Source organism: Marinobacter sp. (genome assembly GCF_041984545.1).
GTDB lineage: Bacteria > Pseudomonadota > Gammaproteobacteria > Pseudomonadales > Oleiphilaceae > Marinobacter.
Map to the genome: position 1 here is coordinate 74,022 of NZ_JBHIXV010000004.1, position 19,025 is coordinate 93,046.

Genomic DNA, 19,025 nt, shown 5'->3' on the forward strand with positions numbered 1-19,025 from the left:
TGTGATTGACTTCATTGAAATTGCAAAAAAAGTAATTGAATCAGAAATGAATGGTTTAATCGCTCTGAGGGATGGGCTCGACAATTGCTTTTGCGATGTTGTCCAGCGTATTGTTTCAAACCGTGGGCGCGTAATAGTTTGCGGTATGGGAAAGTCCGGAATCATCGGCAAAAAAATTGCTGCTTCGTTTGCAAGCACCGGGACGCCTTCATTTTTTATGCATCCAGGAGAGGCATTTCATGGTGATCTTGGTATGGTTAAGTCTGAGGATATTTTTTTAGGGATCTCAAATTCCGGAGAATCAGATGAAATTTTGAAGCTACTGCCGTTCTTGAAAGAAAATAGTAATTATATAATTTCAATGACAGGCAACCCCAGTTCAACGCTGGCACAAAATTCTGACGGTCATTTGAATACCGCGGTACCTGAGGAGGCGTGTCCACTCCAGCTAGCACCTACGACATCGACTACAGCAGCTCTTGTGATGGGGGATGCCTTAATGGTTGCATTGATGAAAGCCCGCGACTTTAAAGCCGAGAATTTCGCCAGGTTCCATCCCGGCGGAAGTTTGGGCAGACGGCTTCTGAGCCGAGTAGAGAATGAAATGAGATCGAAGAGCCTTCCGGTGGTACACAAAGACAACAATATCGTAGACGTAATCAGTAAGATGTCACTGGGCGGAATGGGTTTAACGCTGGTAGAGCAATCATCAGGCGAATTCGGTTTAATCACAGACGGAGATCTCAGGAGAGCATTTGAAGAAAAAGGTGAGAACGCGTTCAGCCTTACGGCAGGGGAGATAGCGACGAGCCATCCAGTAGCGATTTCACCTAAAGCATCATTACAAGCTGCCTATGAACTGATGGATAAGAAAAAGATCAATTGCTTAATCGTGGAAGATGGAGGCAAATTACTCGGTATTCTTAATAAATAAAAAGGTATCTACTTTTGAGCAAGGCGCTGGGAAAAGATCTATTTTTTAATTTTGTTTATAATGGGCTCAACGTAGCCTTCCCATTGATCGTTTTTCCGTACGTGGCTCGGACGCTTTCGGTTGAAGGATTTGGTGCCGCTACATTAGCTCTCACAACGGCGACCTACTTTACTACTATCGCGTCGCTCGGTATCCCTATTTATGGCGTTCGTGAGGTCGCAAGAGCGAAACAAAGCCAACAATCGTTGAATAAACTTGTTACCGAGTTACTTTTGCTAAACTCACTCGGTGTCATAGTTGCAAGCGCATTATTTGCTGTTTCAGTTTTTTTCATTGACTCTATGAGAGCCCATCCACTGCTTTTCATCGTGGCTTCGATCAATATTGTTTTAAGTTTTTTTCAAGTGGATTGGCTGTTTCAAGGTGTGGGAAATTTTAAGGCTCTTGCTGTTCGCGGGATCATCTCGAAGTTACTCGCCCTCGTGCTTTTGTTTCAATTTGTAAATGACAAGCATGACTCAGTTGGGTTTGTTCTTGCCAATGTAATTTCGCTGAGTTTCTCAAATCTGTTGAATATAGTTCTATCGCGTCGATTGGTGAGGCTTCAATTTCGAGAGCTCAATTTTAGGCAGCACGCTCAATCAGTAATAAGCTTTTCAGCTACTCGTCTAGCGTCTTCGGTGTACACGTTACTGGACACGGTCATGCTCGCCATACTGGCAAATATGTACTATGTTGCCTTTTATGCAGTTTCAATAAAGCTTATTCGTGTATTAAATGCATTGATAAATTCAGCATCAGGTGTTTTTTTTTCAAAGCTATCATCAATCGAAGCCGGAGAAAACTTATACCGAAATAAGTTGGAGTTGGCCTACTGCGGACTTCTGATTGTTACCCTTCCAACTCTTCTTGGTTTAATAATTTACGGCTCAGAAGTAATAATAACTTTTGCCGGACCGCAATACAATGAATCCGTTCTTGCGATGATAGTTTTAAGCCCGTTAATTGTGATATCCATGCTTACTTCATTTATCGGAGTTCAAGTTCTCTATATTCACGGAGAAGAGCGGAATGTGGCAAATTCTCTATTTATAGGAGCGACAATATGCATTCTGGCAAATTTGCTTCTGATTCCTCAGTATAGACATCTAGGTGCCGCCATATCGACAGTAACCGCTGAATTTTTCATACTTTTTTACCAAATTTACGTGTGCATAGCTAAAGGTTATAGCCTGGATTTTTTCTTCAGCAAGAATGCTAGGAAAATTTACAAGGCATTCCTCTTTATGACTCCTGCTGCACTATTTATTCATTACTTGGCCTCTTATACTCCGACTACTGGCCTGAGGCTGATGCTGGCGATTATTTTTCTTCCACTAGCTTGGGCGATAATTTTAATCGTTTCACGCGAAAGAATTTCAATTAGACTAGCTGAGAGCGTTTATGAATATTTTAGGCAGCGTCTACTTTAAGGATTTTGCGAGATACTTTCTTTTTCTTGAGAATACTTTGAAGAACAACACTGAAAGCAATATTCATTTTTGTTATGTTGCTTTGTATCCATGCGCAGCAAATTACTTGCTAGATAATAACGCTTATGTGCATTCCGCTTATCGTATCCGTAGGCAAGAAAAGGGTAGGTTCTCTTTGAATTCGCACACGGAGCTTGTAGATAATCTTATTGACTTTAATGTGAAAGCAATGAGTAGATATGGCCGTTATGAACGAGGAAGCCTCAGGCGCCGAGCCATCACATACTTGAATTATTTTGACGAGATTTTCCGTAAAGAGAATTTTGATCTTTTGATTTCTTCCGGAGATAGTCGTCTCCTTCCGCAAGTATTAATCTACTTGGCAAAGCAATATTCTGTTCCAGTTATTTACTTTGAGCAAGGTCCCTTTGGAACAACTACATTCGATAGTCTGGGCGTAAATGCTAATTCATCATTCGACCCAAAACTCGACCAGTTATCTGCCGAACAACGTCAAGTATTAAAGGATAGGATCTTTCGGCTACAGAATGATCGTCCATCCAACTATTGGAAAACTTTTAAACGCTCGCCATTAGATAAAGTTTATGATATTTATACCCTCTTATGTCTATATCCGCCTAAAGTATTGAATAGGCTTTTGCCTAAAGATCTACAAATTGGCTTATCCTTTTTCAAGTTTGTTAAGTCACTCTATGGCCGTGGCGGTTCGAGGAAAACGAATGAGATCGCTACCATAGCAGAGCTCCCAAAAAAATATATAGTTTTTTTTCTTCAAGTTCCTGTCGATGCTCAATTAATTGACCACTCCCCGTACTTTTCGGATTTTTACGAAATGCTCGTCGAGATTTTCGAAGCGAAACCTGCGGGTTACAATTTAGTTATCAGGGAACACCCGCAGTATAGAGGAAAATATTCGGCCGATTTATATAATTACATTACGAGAAACGATATATGCATTGCTAACGATGTTGACCTCGGCCATCTCCTTGAGAATGCAAGTGTTGTTATAGTGAACAACTCCACTGTCGGTATAGAAGCGCTGTTTAAAGGAAAGAAAGTCGTTACGTTGGGAAATTCTATTTATTCGAATAGAGGTGTAACGTTCGACTATCACCCAGAAACTCCCTTGGCTAAGGTTATAAATGATGCCATCGAATCGAGTTACGATAAGGATAGACTTGAATCTTTTTTTTATTCACTACTTGTAGATTATCTATTCTTGGGTCATTTTCAAGATAATAATCTCCGTATTCAAGAAGAAAAGTTTCTTAATCTTGTCAAGCAAAAAAAGCGCGTAAGAGCAAAGTGAATGAATAAAAAAATCCTGTTGTTTGCGCCAAAGACATTCGGCTTTTACCAGCATATTATTGATGCCCTGCAGGCTGAGGGGTTTGACGTAGTTTTTTTTGATGAGCTGTTTACGGAAAAGCTCAGATTCTTTAAAAAAGTCCTGCTGAAACTTCCGCTGAGCGTCAAAGTGAAATTGCAGAAGTGGTATGTTTCGTCGCTCGTTAAAGAACTTCAATGTGATTTTTCTTATATTTTTATTATTCGTGGCGAATATTTTTCTCCAGAAGTTCTGAAAATCATTGAGAACCGTTTTCCAGTTTCCAAAAGAATTATGTATCAGTGGGATTCCTCAAGGAATCTTCATTTTTTTGAGAAGCAGATCTTTTGGTTCCACCGTATTTTCACATTTGATCGAACCGATGCTGACAAGTTTGGTTTGCGCCATAAATGTTTATTTTTTAACGGTTTTCATGTAAATGCGCGGTCAGAATCTATTGCTCCTGGGAAATTGTCATTTATAGGCACTCATCACTCTAATCGTCTAAGCTTTATTCGTCAGTTTTTATCCGAGAATCCAAGATTTATTGATAAAGCCGATATTAAGCTTTATCGACCTTTTTCCTCCATCTTTCGCGCTCTTTTGTTTAATAAGTCGGAATTGGAAGGCGGCAAGATAAGGGACTTTGTTGCCGAACCTATATCAGAGCTTGAGGTCATCGGAACACTTAGCTCAAGTGAGTTCATTCTGGATATTACCCAACCCGGACAGGTGGGTTTGACTATACGAACATTTGAAGCGCTCGGATTAGGGAGAAAATTGGTTACGACAAATGCTGACGTTAAGAAGTATGACTTCTACGATCCCGCAAACATTTTGGTGATCAGCGATAACGATCTAACCGTCCCCGAAGAATTTATAGTTCAGCCATATCGCCCTGTTCCCGCGGAGGTTTTGAACAGATATTTTGTCAAGTTTTGGGTAAGAGAATTTTTCGATGATAGTCATTAATGCGGTTTCTGCCGTCGAAGGTGGTGCCCTTACAGTACTTTCGGAATTCATAGAGAGCTTGAGTGAATGTGCAGTATGCTTTTGTGCAGTTTCACCCGATGAGCTCCCTGATAGAGAAAATGTCGAGTACATTTTCGTTGGCCACCAAAAGTCAATATCCAGGTTGACTTGGGATTGCTACAGATTTAATCAAGCTTTAACCTCTATAAATATACGGCCACATGTGGTTTATTCGTTAAACAACATGGCGCCTATACTGAAAAATTATAAGTCTGTCCAGCAGATTGTCTTTTTCCACCAGGCGATTCCTTTCTCAAATTTTTCGGCATCATTATTTAGCTCCTCGTTTTCAATGATTTTCTTTTATAAACGGGTTTATCCATTATTGGTTCGCGCATACGATAGAGAAAATGTTAACTATCGTGTTCAAGCCCGTTGGATTAAGGATTCACTCTCTACACTATGCGGGATCTCCCAGTCGCGTATCACAGTTGAGCGACCGAGGTTGGGCTTGTCCAATGTCGTTCCCGAGACGCCCTCGTGGGTGCACGACGTTGATTTTGTTTATCCTGCTAGCGATTTTGAATATAAGAATCATCTTCTTTTGATTGCGGCTGCTGAGAATTTGCTGCGTTCTGAGTTTCCCATCCGAAATCGCCCGGTTATAGCTCTCACCTTGGGCGAAGAAAGCTGGGTATTTGGTCTAGTGAAGAGAAAAGGTGTGCGTGATTTTTTTCGGTTTGTTGGCCCGCAGCCGCGCGCATCCGTGCTAGGCGCTTTCGCTAGTGGGTGTGGGCTGGTCTTTCCCAGTGTTGTTGAAACTGTTGGTCTTCCTCTTCTGGAGGCCTCTCACTTCGGTGCAAAAATACTAGTGTCAGACTTGGCTTTCAGTCGTGAAACTCTAGCAGGACGTGAAGAAGGGTGTCTGTTTCTCAATCCTGAGAAGCCAGAAGAATGGGCTTTGAAACTAAGCGAATTTTCTTGATAGGAGGGGCGCAGTGAGTATCGATCGGTTTTCCAATAAAATACTTCTTATTACCGGAGGAACAGGTTCTTTTGGTAACGCTGTTCTCAAGCGATTTCTCGATTCCAATCTTGCCGAAGTGAGGGTTCTTAGTCGCGATGAGAAAAAGCAAGATGATATGCGTAAGCGTTACAATGATCCTAAATTAAAATTTTATATTGGAGATGTTCGCGACTATCAATCAGTGCTCAATGCGATGAGAGGCGTAGATTTTGTCTTTCACGCTGCGGCATTGAAGCAGGTTCCATCCTGTGAATTTCATCCGTTAGAAGCGGTTAAAACCAATGTTTTGGGTACCGAGAATGTTCTTGAAGCAGCTATCTGTAGTCAGGTGAGCAGAGTTGTGTGTTTGAGTACCGACAAGGCAGTCTATCCGATCAATGCTATGGGCATCTCCAAAGCGATGATGGAAAAGGTATCAGTTGCTAAATCTCGTAGTGCCAACGGGACGATAATATGTGCCACGCGCTACGGGAATGTTATGGCCTCGCGCGGTTCGGTCATTCCCTTGTTCGTAGACCAGATTCGGGCGGGGGAGCCGATTACTATTACCGATCCCAATATGACTCGATTCATGATGACCCTGGACGACGCGGTTGATCTGGTTCTTTACGCGTTCGAGCATGGGAATCCCGGTGATATATTTGTTCAAAAGGCGCCCGCAGCTACGATTGAGACCCTGGCGTACGCCTTGACCGAGCTTCTGGAGGCGCCGGACCATGAGGTGCGGGAAATCGGCACACGGCACGGTGAGAAGCTATTCGAGGTGTTGCTCAGTCGTGAAGAGATGGTGGCAGCCGAGGATCTGGGGGATTATTTCCGGGTGCCGCCGGACTTGCGAGATCTTAACTATGGCAAGTTTGTGGAAGAAGGGGAGCGGAAGATCTCTGAGGCTGAGGATTACAATTCCCACAACACGACACGTTTGGACAAAGCAGGCATGCAGGAACTGTTGATGAAGCTTGATTTCATTCGTGCCATCGTTCGTGGTGAAAATGCACAACCTCAGGATTGAACGATATGCGAGTTTTGATCACCGGTGCCAATGGGTTTATCGCAAAAAACCTGCAGCAGCATTTGGCTGAGCGTTCTGATATTGAGTTGTTGTTGATTTCCAGGGACTCGACCCGGGCAACCTTTGAAGACGCCCTTTCGAAAGCCGAGTTCGTGTTCCATTTGGCTGGCGTAAATCGCCCCCAAGATCTTGAGGAGTTCCGGAAAGGAAACTCGGATCTGACTGCTTGGCTCTGTAAAGGATTAGCGACGCGCGCGAAACAAGGCGACAAGGTTCCGGTCGTCTTGTCGTCTTCGACCCAGGCAGGGCTTGAAAACGATTATGGCCTCAGCAAGCGGAGCGCTGAAGCCGCAGTGTTTGGGTATGGCCAGGAATTCGATGTACCAGTGCATGTGTTCAGGCTGCCGAATGTGTTTGGGAAATGGTCTCGGCCGAACTACAACTCGGTGGTCGCGACCTTCTGCCACAATATTTCGCAGGGGCTACCGATCACAGTCAATAGTCCTGAAGCGCCTTTGCGGCTGGTGTATATAGACGATGTGGTTTCCCGATTCGTTTCGCTTCTGGACGGTGCTTTGCCTAATCTTGATGATGAAGGCTTTGAGCAGGTTCATCCTGAGTACTCGACGACCGTTGGTGCGCTCGCCGATATTATCCGGGAATTCCGTGACAGCCGTGAAACGCTGGTGACACCGAAGGTTGGGGTTGGCCTTAAAAGAGCACTTTACTCCACCTATCTGAGTTTTCTGCGTCCAGAACAGTTCTCTTACACTGTTCCGCAGCACGGGGATGCGCGCGGTGTGTTCGTGGAAATGTTGAAAACCCCGGACTGTGGGCAGTTCTCGTTTTTTACGGCCCACCCGGGAATTACGCGGGGGGGGCATTATCATCATTCCAAAACGGAGAAGTTTCTGGTGATCTCCGGAACTGCAAGGTTTAAATTCCGGCATATGCAGACGGGAGAAGAGTACGAATTGATCACCCGGGGAGAGAAGTCCGAAATCGTTGAGACCGTGCCGGGCTGGACCCACGACATCACGAACATCGGCGAAAGTGAGCTGGTTTGCATGCTCTGGGCCAACGAGATGTTCGACCGGGAGAATCCGGACACCTATGCCTGTCCTCTCTGAATAATTCCTTCTTAGTCCTGAGAGCCTCCATGAAAAAGCTGAAAGTAGTGACGGTGGTTGGCACCCGGCCTGAAATTATCCGGTTATCAAGGGTGTTGGCCCGCCTGGATGAGCACTGCGAGCATATCCTGGTACATACTGGGCAGAACTATGACTATGAACTGAACCAGGTGTTTTTTGATGACCTGGATATCCGTAAGCCGGATTACTTCCTCAACAGTGCGACGGGTAGTAAAGGACCGGCCAACACCATTGGCAACCTGATATCTGCCGTTGATGAGGTTCTGGCGGAGGTACGCCCGGAAGCTTTGCTGGTGCTTGGTGACACCAACAGTTGCCTCTCAGTGATTCCGGCCAAGCGAAGGCAGATCCCGATTTTCCATATGGAAGCGGGTAATCGGTGCTTCGACCAACGGGTGCCCGAGGAGACCAATCGTCGGATTGTGGATCATACGGCCGATATCAACCTGACCTACAGTAGCATTGCCCGGGAGTACCTATTGCGAGAAGGGCTGGCTCCGGATCAGGTGATCAAAACCGGTAGCCCGATGTTCGAGGTGCTGAATCACTACCGGCAACGCATTGAGACCTCTGATGTGTTGGATCGGCTTTCGTTGAAGGCTGGCCAGTATTTCGTGGTGAGTGCTCACCGGGAGGAGAACATCGAATCTGAGCGCTCGTTCACCCGTCTTGTGGAAACGCTGAATGGCGTTGCCGAGGACTTCGATTTGCCAGTGATTGTGTCTACGCACCCCAGAACGCAAAACCGTATCAACGCCACGGGCTCGGTCTTTCACAATAAGGTCCAGCTTCTCAAGCCGCTGGGTTTCCACGATTACGTCAAACTCCAGCTCTCGGCCCGGGCGGTACTTTCGGACAGTGGCACGATTAATGAAGAATCGTCGATTCTGAACTTCCCTGCGCTGAACCTTCGGGAGGCTCACGAACGGCCGGAAGGCATGGAAGAAGCTGCCGTTATGATGGTGGGGCTGGACGTGAAAAGAGTCCGGCAGGGACTTGCGATTCTTGAATCCCAGCCACGTGGAGAGGAAAGGGGCTTGAGGTTGGTCGAAGATTACAGCATGCCGAACGTCTCAGACAAGGTAGTGCGCATTATTCACAGCTACACCGATTATGTGAATCGGGTTGTCTGGAAAAAGTACTGACTCCGGGGCGCTCATGAAGATTGTATTGATTGCGGATACCTTCCCTCCGCTGAGAACCTCTGGTGCAGTGCAGCTTCGGGATTTGTCCCGTGAATTTGTTCGCCAGGGCCATTCGCTCACCGTCATGTTGCCTTCACCAGGCATGAAAGATACGTGGGCTCTGGAGGATTATGACGGCGTGCAATTATTGAGACTTCGGGCGCCCCGCACAAAAGACATCAACTATGTTCAGCGGACGTTAGGTGAACTTTTGATGCCATTTGCAATGTTGCGAAATCTGCGTAAAAGCCCGCTCGCTGAGGCCGGCTGGGACGGGGTGGTCTGGTATGCTCCCAGTATTTTTTTCGGGCCGCTTGCCAGCTCGTTGAAGAAAGCGAGTGGATGCAAGGGTTACCTGATTGTCCGCGACATTTTCCCGGAATGGGCGGTAGACATGGGGCTAATGGGGCGAGGACTACCCTATAAATTTTTCCGGGCTGTTGCGCGATACCAGTATTCTGTAGCTAATGTTATCGGTATTCAAACGCCGGGCAATGCCGGGTATTTCGATGATTGGCGAAAAGGTGATGGTCGATCGCTTGAAGTTCTGCAGAACTGGTTAGCCGACGCGCCGGTTGGAAATTGTTCGATTGACATCGGCCAGACATCTCTCGCCGGGCGTAAGGTGTTTGTCTACGCCGGTAACATGGGGGTTGCGCAGGGGATGGGCATTCTGCTGGATCTCGCCGAAGCGCTCCGTGAGCGGCGGGATATCGGTTTTCTTTTTGTGGGCAGGGGAAGCGATGCGCGCAAGCTCGCAGCGAGTGCTGAGAGTAGAAGCCTCGATAACGTACTTTTTCACGATGAAATCGATCCTGATGAAATTCCCGGGCTGTATGCCCAGTGCCATGTTGGCCTCGTTGCGCTGCATCCGAGCCACAAAACGCATAACATTCCCGGTAAATTTCTGACGTATATGCAGAGCGGGCTGCCTGTGCTGGCAAGTATCAATGGAGGCAATGATCTTGCTGCTCTTATTCGGGAAGAAAAGGTTGGGGCAGCGGCTACAGACGGGGCTGTTGAAACGCTGAAAACCTTGGCAGAGACTTTGGTTGCGCAATGCGAACTTGACGGAGAGCTGTCTGCTCGTTGTCGCGCAGTATACGTCCGACGCTTCTCGCCTGCCTCAGCCGTTAAGCAAATTGTGAGCGCTTTGTCGGAGTAATCTGTCCTGATGACTTTCAAGGTAATATCGCGAACATTGTTGAATGATTTGGGGGCGCAGGCCCGACAATCCAAGCGGTCCCGGCTGCATCATAATATTCACGACTCCTACGACGATCCCTGCCAGAAGTTATTGAATGCCGTGGGTACGGATAGTTATATTCGCCCGCATCGTCATGCCCTCGACCCAAAAGATGAGTGCCTTATTGCCGCAAAGGGGCTGTTTGCATTGATTGTTTTCTCGGAGGCGGGCGAAATTGAACGCATTGAGAAGTTTGGTACAGAGAAATTTTTTCAGGATACCTCGATAGTGTCGCTCGGGGTTAATCTGCCAGCGGGCACTTGGCATACCGTGCTGGCACTTGTGCCTGGCTCTGTTTTGTTAGAAGTCAAAGCGGGTCCCTTCGATCCCAGTGCTGCCAAGGAAATGGCGCCATGGGCGCCGGAGGAGGGCTCCGCAGAGGCTGATGCGTATCTGGAGCACCTCCATTCGGTAGCCTCCTCAGCCTAGGAATCGTGATTGGTCGGGTTACTGATGACCGGAATTGGTAGTGCGGCCGCATGCTTAAATTTTGGAGGGGCATTTGTGAAAGGCTGTAAAACAGATCACACTTATCCCAGCAGAAGGGGTACAATCGCGGCCGTTTTGGTAACTCACCCCTCCTCGAAGCTAACCCTTTGAAGTAACGCCTGGGAACTGTATGGAAACGGCCAGTTTTTCTGGATTGATTGCAGTGATTTCTGCCCTCGTGGCCCTGATTGTATTACGGCCCATCGCCCGCCGGTTCAGGCTGGTGGATCTGCCCAATCATCGTAAGTCACACAAGGGGGCAGTACCTTTGATCGGTGGTCTCAGTGCGTTCGCCGGTCTGCTGGTCGCCTGGTTGATTTCCATGCCTCTCACCGAGGGGTTTGGGATCTACCTTTTCTGTGCATTGATGCTAGTGATACTTGGCGCCATTGACGATGCCAAAGACGTGCCTGCTAAATACCGGCTCTGGGCCCAGGTTGTTTTAGGGGCTTTGCTCTCTTATGGTTCCGGCATCTACCTTACATCGTTAGGTAACCTTTTCGGCTTTGGGGCAATTGGATTGGCGTGGTTGGGCCCCGTGGTCACGATAGCTGCGGTAATTGGTGCAACCAATGCCTATAACATGATTGATGGCATTGACGGCCTGGCTGGAACCATGAGCCTCGTTACGCTCGGAGCGCTTGCAGTGCTTTTTGCGATGCGGGAGGGTTTCCATCTGGAGCTCGCTCTGGCCATTACCATAGTCATGGCACTCTTACCCTACCTGGGCGCCAATCTGCAGTTGCCGCCTTTTCGTCGAAAGATTTTCATGGGCGACGCGGGCTCAATGTTTATTGGCTTTTCTGTGGTATGGCTGCTCGTAAACGGTGTTCAGTCCGGTGGCAGCGCCTTCCGGCCCGTGACAGCGCTCTGGGTCTGCGCAGTGCCATTAATGGACATGGTTGCCATAATGATTCGCAGGGCCCGTAAAGGACAATCGGTGATGATGCCTGATCGGGATCATCTGCATCACATTTTTTTGCGTGCCGGTTTTTCCGATCGGCAGGCCCTCTTGGTGATCACCTCATTAGGAATTGCTTGCGCGATTGTAGGGGTAGTAGGAGAGCTTTTTGCAATACCAGAGTGGTTTATGTTTGGCCTGTTTATGACCGTTTTTCTTGTCTATACCTGGGCACTTAGTCATGTTTGGCGGCTTTTGGTTTTTTTCAGAAAAAATTACGAGGCAGTGGACTGAATGTCTGTTCTCAAGTAGTTAAACTAAGATGAAAAGGCCGAGTTAACTGCTCGGCCTTTTGTAATCGGGAGATCCTTATTTCTGGATTAGTGAGACCAATGCCCTGACTATCTCGTCAGGATGCAAACTGCAATAATGTCCTCATGAATCAAACTACTGCAACTGAAGGGTCGCTATGAAAAATGAGACAGTATTGGTGACCGGCGCCGATGGTTTCATCGGTTCCCACCTGACGGAACTCCTGGTGCGGGAGGGCTACCGGGTCAAGGCACTGTCCCAATACAACTCGTTCAACTACTGGGGCTGGCTGGAGAACATTGATTGTCTGGATTCGGTCGAGGTCTTGAACGGCGATGTCCGTGATCCGCACTACTGCAAGCACATCACCAAAGGCGTGGATACCATCTATCATCTGGCCGCTCTGATCGCGATTCCCTACTCCTACGTGGCCCCGGATAGTTATGTAGACACTAACGTGAAAGGCACGTTAAATATCTGCCAGGCAGCTCTGGAGAACGGCGTTAAGCGGGTGATCCATACTTCCACCAGTGAGGTCTACGGCACGGCGCAATATGTGCCGATCGACGAGAAGCACCCGGTTCAGCCGCAGTCGCCCTACAGCGCCTCCAAAATTGCGGCCGACGCAATGGCGATGAGTTTCTACAACGCCTTTGACCTGCCCTTAACCATTGCCCGACCTTTTAACACCTACGGCCCGCGTCAGTCGGCCAGAGCGGTTATTCCCACCATCATTACCCAGATAGCGTCGGGGATGAAGTCAATCAAGTTGGGTGATGTGTCGCCCACTCGCGATTTCAATTACGTTGAAGATACCTGTCGAGGCTTTCTGGCGTTGGCAAAGTCTGACAATGCGATTGGCGAGACAGTGAATATTGCTTCCAATTATGAGATTTCGGTGGGCGACACGCTTGAGCTGATAGGCGACATCATGGGCGGGGAGGTTGAATTCCTGACGGACGAGCAGCGTCTCCGGCCCGGGAAATCTGAGGTGTTTCGACTTTGGGGCGATAACACCAAGCTGGTTGAGCTGACAGGCTTCAAGCCCGCTCACTCCATTGAGGATGGGTTAAAAAAGACGGTCGCCTGGTTTATGAATCCAGACAACCTGAAGCACTACAAAGCCGGGATTTATAATGTCTGATCTGTCCGGTTGTCTTGTTGAATTTGTCCGGGACCATTATCGGACGAAGGAATTTATTCCATTGCATGCACCTGTTTTCGGTGGAGCGGAGCAGGCGTATGTGGCCGAGACAATTACATCCACGTTTGTTTCAAGCGTGGGTGAGTTTGTTAACCGGTTTGAACTAGACGTGGCCCGCTTCACGGGTAGTGAAGCCGCCGTTGCCACCGTGAATGGAACAGCTGCGTTGCATGTGTGCCTGAAGCTGGCGGGGGTTGGCGAAGGGGACCTTGTTCTCACGCAGGCGTTAACCTTTGTCGCCACCTGTAATGCAATCCGCTATTGCAATGGGGAGCCTGTTTTTATTGATGTGGACCGGTCCTCTTTCGGAATGTCCCCGGAGTCACTGGCGGCATGGCTGGAACAGCATGCGATGACCGACGCCGAAGGAAACTGCATCGAGCGAGAAAGTGGCAAACGGGTAGGCGCCTGCCTGCCCATGCATACCTTTGGCCATCCGTGTGACCTGGAGGGCCTGGTTTCCGTATGCCAAATGTGGGGAATCCCATTGGTCGAGGACGCGGCAGAATCGCTCGGGAGTTTTTACAAGGGCCGGCACACAGGGACGTTCGGTTTGGTTGCCGCTGTCAGCTTCAACGGCAACAAGATCATTACCACCGGTGGTGGCGGTATGATTCTCAGTGATAAGAAAACTGCGGCCCGGGCCAAGCACCTAACCACCACGGCCAAGAAACCGCACCCGTACGAATATGTTCACGACGAAGTGGGCTTCAACTATCGTCTGCCAAACCTCAATGCCGCGTTGGGCGTTGCACAGATGGAGCAGTTAACGGATTTTCTGGCTCAGAAACGGGAGTTGGCGAATAAATACCGAGAGTTTTTCCGGGGAACCGACTATGCCTTCGTGGATGAGCCGGAGGCTTGCAAGAGCAACTTCTGGCTGAACGCCGTGCTTTGCCCATCACTTGAGGCCAGAGAGCACTTGTTGAAGGAAACCAATGCCGAGGGTGTCATGTCTCGACCTGTCTGGCAGCTCATGAGTGATCTTCCCATGTACCGGCACTGCGAGCGCGATGCACTAACCAACTCTCGGTATATTGCTGAGAGGCTTGTAAATTTGCCCAGCAGCGTGAAGCCTGAAGCATGATGAGGAAGGTGGCGGTTTTTACAGGCACCAGGGCGGAGTACGGACTGCTTTACCCACTGATTGCAAGACTGAAGGCGTCGCCAGACTTTGAGCTTCAGTTGATCGTAAGCGGTACACACTTGTCTCCAAGGTTTGGCGAAACCTGGCGTGCTATTGAGCAAGATGGCTTTGCAATTGATGCCAAAGTGGAAATGCTGCTGGCTTCAGACACAGCCTGCGGCGTTGCCAAGTCCATGGGGCTGGGTACGCTCGGTTTTGCGGATGCGCTTGACCGGCTTCGGCCGGATTATCTGGTGGTACTCGGGGATCGTTACGAGGCGCTTGCTGTCGCCCAGGCGGCCGCTGTTATGCGGATTCCAATTGCCCACCTGCACGGAGGTGAAGTCACGGAAGGGGCATACGACGATTCGATCCGTCACGCGATTACCAAGCTCTCCCATTTCCACTTCGTGGCTTGTGAACAGTACCGGCAACGGGTAATTCAGTTGGGAGAACAGCCTGACTCTGTGTGGAACGTGGGGGCGCTTGGTCTTGAGAATATCCGGAATGCTCCGAGAGTACCGCTTGAAAGAATTAACGAGGATTTCGGCCTGAAGCTGAGTTCGCCATTTTTCCTGGTGACCTACCACCCTGTGACGGCGGCTGATGAATCACCCTCAGAGACATTTCACAACGTCTTGACGGCGCTGGACGCGTTTCCGGAGCATCAGGTTCTGTTTACCTATCCGAATTCAGACAACGGCGGAGATCAGATCATCCAGATGATTGAGCAGCACGTTGCCAAACGTTCTGGAGTGGCTTGGGCAGTAGCCTCACTTGGAATGACTCGGTACTTGAGTGCAGTGGAAGCGAGCGCTTGTGTCATTGGCAATTCTTCCAGCGGTATTATCGAAGTGCCATCGCTTGGCGTGCCCGCAGTCAATGTGGGGGTTCGACAGAAGGGCCGGCTTTCGGCAGAGTCCGTTATTCACGTGGGAACATCCGCGACCGACATCAGGTCTGGCATAGAACAGGCGTTAACCGAGGAAGCCATAGTCCTGGCGCAGTCAGCGTGCAATCCTTACGGTGGGGGTGCGACCAGTGAGCGGATTGTGGATGTATTGCTTTCCGCCGGGAGACTGGGGGCTAAGGTATTTTACGACATTCCTGGTGCCGGGACAGGAGCGCATTGATGGTCATGATCATCGCTGAGGCGGGTGTCAATCATAATGGTGATCGACAGATGGCCTTGGATCTTGTCAGAGTAGCTGCTGAGTCCGGAGCGGATGCTGTTAAATTTCAGACCTTCAATGCAGAACGACTGGCGGCTTTGAGTGCCCCAAAAGCGAGATATCAGCAACAAACCACTGACTCGTTAGAAACACAGTTGGCGATGCTGAAGCGTCTGGAGTTGCCGGAGGCTTGGCATAGAGAGCTTCAGGATTACGCAGCTTCTCTTGGCATCGTCTTTGTTTCAACCGCCTTCGACACCCAGAGTCTCGCCTTTCTTCAGTCTCTTGATCTGCCGTTTTACAAGGTGCCCTCAGGGGAGATCACCAACGGGCCGTTGCTTCTCGCATTTGCGAGGACGGGCAAGGATTTGATTATTTCTACCGGCATGTCGACCCTCGCAGAAGTAGAGCAGTCTCTGGCGGTGGTTGCCTACGGCTACTGTCATGAGGGCGATCCAGATTCGTTAGAAAATGTCTTGCGATTCTGGAGTACTGAATCTGCGCGCAAAGCGATTCTGGACAAGGTGACTTTGCTGCATTGCACCTCCCAGTATCCGGCACCGATGCATGAGGTGAATCTGAAGGCGATGGAAACGCTCGCCGGGGCGTTTGGATTGCCTGTGGGATACTCGGACCACACTGAAGGCACAGTGGTGCCAGTAGCTGCGGCGGCTCGAGGAGCTGTCGTTATTGAAAAACACTTCACTTTGAGCCGGAACTTACCGGGGCCAGATCACCTTGCTTCTCTGGAACCGGAAGAGCTGGCCGAGATGGTTCGGCAAGTGCGTGCGGTTGAGCTTGCCCTGGGCGATGGGGTTAAACGGCCGCAGCCAACAGAATGGGATACCAGGCAGGCGGCAAGGCAGCAGGTTGTGTTTTTGCGGCCGGTTAAGAAAGGCGAGGTGATTGAACGAGAGGCGCTGTCTACCGCCCGTTGCGGGAGGGGGAGAGTGCCGATGGAGCTTTGGGATCTGGTTGGAACTGTTGCCATTCGCGACTTTGAAGCCGGCGAGGTGGCAGAGTGACCGGAACACCAGTTGGCTTGGCAGAAAGGCCCTGTGTGCTTCTTGGCGCGGGTGGCCATGCAAAAGTGGTGGCCGATGTGGCGTTGGCAATGGGGTTTCGCATTATGGGTGTATGCGACCCTGTGTTGGCCCGCGAAGGTGTCCAGCGTTGGCAAGGCATCGATGTTCTGGGTGGCGATGATTTTCTCTCCTCTCTGTCACCTGGCGAGGTTCTATTACTTAACGGAGTCGGCTACATGCCGGGCATTTTTGTCAGGGCTGAGCTGTTCAGGCGTCATTCTGAGGCCGGATTCTGCTTTCCGCCGTTGATCCATCCGTCAGCATGGGTTTCCTCATCTGCGGTGCTGGAAGATGGGGCACAGGTCATGGCAGGTGCTATTGTCCAGACTGACGTACGCTTGGGGGCAAACTCTATTCTAAACACCAGAAGCTGTCTGGACCATGACTGCCTGGTTGGCGCTTCAGTGCATGTTGCCCCCGGGGTCACGGTATGCGGCAATGTCCGGATTGATGACCTGGCGTTCATCGGCGCTGGAGCAACGGTCATCCAAGGTGTTCGCATAGGGGCAAACGGATTTGTAAAAGCCGGGGCAATTGTCTCAAGGGATGTGGTGTAGCAGTCGAGTGGGTTTGAGAATCAGTCAGACAGATTTGGAGCAATAAATGGACGCTCACCGTTCACTGAAAAAATGGCAGAACATTCTTGTAGGCCCGGATACGCCGCTGGAAAAGGCCATTGAGGTGCTGGATAAGGGCGGTCTTCGAATCGCACTCGTGGTGGATGAGCAAAAACGTCTTCTCGGCACGCTGACGGATGGCGATATACGCAGGGCTCTTCTGAAGCATCGTCCACTGGACAGCGAGGTGCGGCGTGTAATGTGTCAAACGCCCCACACCGCAGACAGCAGTTGGAGTCGGGAGCGGATTCTGTCGGTTATGGAAGATCTTGAGTTGCTTCAGATTCCGGTCATTGACAGCGACTCGAAAATTGTTGGCCTCGAGACACTGCATGGGCTTATCGAACGCCGCAAAGTGGATAACCCTGTGTTTCTGATGGCTGGTGGTTTTGGAACCCGCTTGCGACCGCTAACCAATGAGTGCCCGAAGCCGCTGCTTAAAGTCGGCGACAAGCCCATACTGCAACTGATTCTGGAAAGCCTCGTCGGAGAGGGGTTCCACCGCTTTTTCATTTCGACCCATTATCTGCCTGAGATGATTCAAGAGTATTTTGGAGACGGCTCGAAATGGGGAGTGTCCATTCAGTACGTCCATGAAGACAAGCCGCTCGGTACCGGAGGTGCCCTTGGCCTGCTGCCGAAGAATGAAATTGATCAGCCGCTTCTTATGATGAACGGAGATCTGCTGACTACGGTGAACTATCGGGAACTGCTCGATTTCCACAACCGTCACGACAGTATTGCCACGATGTGCGTACGCCAGTACGAACACCAAATCCCCTATGGCGTCGTTCAGACAGACGGTAGTTACATCCAGAGCATGGAAGAAAAACCAGTACAGAAGTGTTTCATTAACGCGGGAATTTATGTGGTCTCTCCGGAGCTTGTGAGCAACGTGGAAGAGGGGACCTGTATTGATATGCCGACCCTGCTTGAAACGAGCATGGAAGCTGGCAAAAAGGTCGCGATGTTCCCTGTCCATGAGTATTGGTTGGATATTGGCAGAATGGATGATTTCAAACGGGCACAGTTAGAGGTTGATCGCCTCTGATGGATGTTGCCCTGATTCCGGCCCGTGGCGGTAGCAAACGGTTGCCGGGCAAAAATATGAAAGAACTTGCTGGCAAGCCCCTTATCCAGTGGACTATTGACGCCGCTCTTGATAGTCAGCTGTTTGACCACGTATGCGTCAGTACCGACTGCGAGGAGATTGCAGACGTTTCAAAACGCTGCGGGGCCGAGGTTCCGTTTATCCGTCCGACCGAATTGGCGACGGATACTGCCACAACCGCGGATGCCGTCCGTGATTTCGTACATAAATTCGAAGCCTTGAAAGGCGTTTCGCTGCAGAGTATCTGCGTTCTTCAGCCTACGTCTCCATTGCGTACCTCGGACGATATTCGGGCCGCTCATCGCCTCTTCACTGAAGAAGGAATGGATGCCGTCATTTCGGTCTGTGAGATGGAGCACCCCTATCAGCTGTGTGGCAGGCTGGGGCCTGCAGGGAGTCTGCAGGGTTTTCTAGAGCCGCGCCATAACGTTCGTAGTCAGGAGCAGGAGATCTATTACCGGCTGAACGGTGCTATCTATTTTTGCCGACGTGAGCAGGCTTTGAAGTTGGAAAGTCTGTATGACAGGAATGTTGCTTCGCGGGCATTTGAGATGAGCCAATGGCATTCCGTTGACATCGACACAGAGATGGATTTTTTGATCGCTGAGGCTCTTTTAAGCCATCGTTAATACAGGGACTGGGCGCGGTGAACAGGAGTGCCA

The 19,025-nt window shown here is 49.6% G+C and carries 18 protein-coding genes; all 18 read left to right on the forward strand.

Annotation, left to right across the window (positions count from 1 at the left end):
• The first annotated feature begins 1 nt into the window (after position 1).
• The 18 genes from ACFC20_RS02990 (at position 2) to ACFC20_RS03075 (ending at position 18,992) form a co-directional block, all read left to right on the forward strand.
• The gene (locus ACFC20_RS02990; RefSeq protein WP_375191695.1) at positions 2–934 is read left to right on the forward strand and encodes an SIS domain-containing protein; all 933 of its coding nucleotides are present in this window, start codon (positions 2–4) and stop codon (positions 932–934) included.
• A gap of 14 nt (positions 935–948) precedes the next feature.
• Positions 949–2,406, forward strand: coding sequence for a flippase (locus ACFC20_RS02995; RefSeq protein ID WP_375191696.1), 1,458 nt, complete (start codon positions 949–951; stop codon positions 2,404–2,406).
• A complete protein-coding gene (locus tag ACFC20_RS03000; protein ID WP_375191697.1) occupies positions 2,378–3,736 on the forward strand; it encodes a hypothetical protein in 1,359 nt (452 codons plus the stop codon). Before ACFC20_RS02995 ends, ACFC20_RS03000 begins: the two co-directional genes overlap by 29 nt.
• A complete protein-coding gene (locus ACFC20_RS03005; protein ID WP_375191698.1) occupies positions 3,737–4,726 on the forward strand; it encodes a hypothetical protein in 990 nt (329 codons plus the stop codon).
• Positions 4,713–5,711 carry a glycosyltransferase gene (locus tag ACFC20_RS03010; RefSeq protein ID WP_375191699.1) on the forward strand — a complete coding sequence of 333 codons (999 nt, stop codon included), beginning with the start codon at positions 4,713–4,715 and terminating at the stop codon, positions 5,709–5,711. Before ACFC20_RS03005 ends, ACFC20_RS03010 begins: the two co-directional genes overlap by 14 nt.
• 19 nt (positions 5,712–5,730) lie before the next feature.
• Positions 5,731–6,765 carry a polysaccharide biosynthesis protein gene (locus tag ACFC20_RS03015; protein ID WP_375191762.1) on the forward strand — a complete coding sequence of 345 codons (1,035 nt, stop codon included), beginning with the start codon at positions 5,731–5,733 and terminating at the stop codon, positions 6,763–6,765.
• 5 nt (positions 6,766–6,770) lie between these two features.
• Entirely contained in the window at positions 6,771–7,895 is a 1,125-nt protein-coding gene (locus ACFC20_RS03020) for an NAD-dependent epimerase/dehydratase family protein (protein ID WP_375191700.1), read from the forward strand.
• Between the two features lie 29 nt (positions 7,896–7,924).
• Positions 7,925–9,061, forward strand: a complete 1,137-nt coding sequence (gene wecB / locus ACFC20_RS03025; protein ID WP_375191701.1) for a non-hydrolyzing UDP-N-acetylglucosamine 2-epimerase — start codon at positions 7,925–7,927, stop codon at positions 9,059–9,061.
• Positions 9,062–9,074: 13 nt separating this feature from the next.
• Positions 9,075–10,265, forward strand: a complete 1,191-nt coding sequence (locus ACFC20_RS03030) for a glycosyltransferase family 4 protein (protein ID WP_375191702.1) — start codon at positions 9,075–9,077, stop codon at positions 10,263–10,265.
• A 9-nt stretch (positions 10,266–10,274) separates the two neighbouring features.
• Positions 10,275–10,775 carry a WbuC family cupin fold metalloprotein gene (locus ACFC20_RS03035; RefSeq protein WP_375191703.1) on the forward strand — a complete coding sequence of 167 codons (501 nt, stop codon included), beginning with the start codon at positions 10,275–10,277 and terminating at the stop codon, positions 10,773–10,775.
• A 190-nt stretch (positions 10,776–10,965) separates the two neighbouring features.
• The gene (wecA, locus tag ACFC20_RS03040) at positions 10,966–12,030 is read left to right on the forward strand and encodes a UDP-N-acetylglucosamine--undecaprenyl-phosphate N-acetylglucosaminephosphotransferase (protein WP_375191704.1); all 1,065 of its coding nucleotides are present in this window, start codon (positions 10,966–10,968) and stop codon (positions 12,028–12,030) included.
• A 175-nt stretch (positions 12,031–12,205) separates the two neighbouring features.
• Complete coding sequence (locus ACFC20_RS03045; RefSeq protein ID WP_375191705.1) at positions 12,206–13,192, forward strand: NAD-dependent 4,6-dehydratase LegB; 987 nt, start codon at positions 12,206–12,208, stop codon at positions 13,190–13,192.
• Entirely contained in the window at positions 13,185–14,339 is a 1,155-nt protein-coding gene (locus ACFC20_RS03050) for a LegC family aminotransferase (RefSeq protein ID WP_375191706.1), read from the forward strand. Before ACFC20_RS03045 ends, ACFC20_RS03050 begins: the two co-directional genes overlap by 8 nt.
• Positions 14,336–15,511 (forward strand): UDP-N-acetylglucosamine 2-epimerase, encoded by a 1,176-nt coding sequence (neuC, locus tag ACFC20_RS03055; RefSeq protein ID WP_375191707.1) that lies wholly within the window; start codon positions 14,336–14,338, stop codon positions 15,509–15,511. Before ACFC20_RS03050 ends, neuC begins: the two co-directional genes overlap by 4 nt.
• On the forward strand, positions 15,511–16,575 hold the full coding sequence (gene neuB / locus ACFC20_RS03060) for an N-acetylneuraminate synthase (RefSeq protein ID WP_375191708.1): 1,065 nt from the start codon (positions 15,511–15,513) through the stop codon (positions 16,573–16,575). The genes neuC and neuB overlap by 1 nt, the downstream gene beginning before the upstream one ends.
• Positions 16,572–17,192, forward strand: a complete 621-nt coding sequence (locus ACFC20_RS03065; protein ID WP_375191709.1) for an acetyltransferase — start codon at positions 16,572–16,574, stop codon at positions 17,190–17,192. Before neuB ends, ACFC20_RS03065 begins: the two co-directional genes overlap by 4 nt.
• A gap of 46 nt (positions 17,193–17,238) precedes the next feature.
• Positions 17,239–18,303, forward strand: coding sequence for a nucleotidyltransferase family protein (locus ACFC20_RS03070; RefSeq protein ID WP_375191710.1), 1,065 nt, complete (start codon positions 17,239–17,241; stop codon positions 18,301–18,303).
• Positions 18,303–18,992, forward strand: a complete 690-nt coding sequence (locus ACFC20_RS03075; RefSeq protein WP_375191711.1) for a cytidylyltransferase domain-containing protein — start codon at positions 18,303–18,305, stop codon at positions 18,990–18,992. Before ACFC20_RS03070 ends, ACFC20_RS03075 begins: the two co-directional genes overlap by 1 nt.
• Positions 18,993–19,025 lie beyond the last annotated feature (33 nt).